Source organism: Bacillus sp. SIMBA_154, from assembly GCF_046536015.1.
Classification (GTDB): Bacteria; Bacillota; Bacilli; order Bacillales; family Bacillaceae; genus Bacillus; species Bacillus pumilus_P.
The window spans coordinates 1-237 of the sequence record NZ_JAWJBV010000645.1 but is presented as its reverse complement, the minus strand read 5'-3'; the positions used below and the strand labels follow the sequence as shown (position 1 = coordinate 237).

General features: G+C 54.9%; 1 pseudogene. It reads left to right on the top strand.

The annotated features are described in order from the left end of the window. Nucleotides 1-237: pseudogene (locus R0K30_RS23460) on the top strand (hypothetical protein); the annotation flags it as partial.

Here is a 237-nt window from a genome sequence, read left to right as displayed (position 1 = left end):
TCAGTCAGGAAGTCCTCGGTATCGTTCTATGGTGTCGGGATCACAAGATTCCGACGATCTTCTGGAACAAGGAGGATCCGGTCCATTTCGAGACGTTCCTGACGACCGCGAAGTTGTTCGATTTCGTTTTTACGACGGACATCGACTGCATCCATCGTTACAAGGCCGCACTCGGCCACGACCGGGTCTATCTGCTGCCGTTCGCCGCTCAACCGCTCGTCAACAATCCCGTCGAGA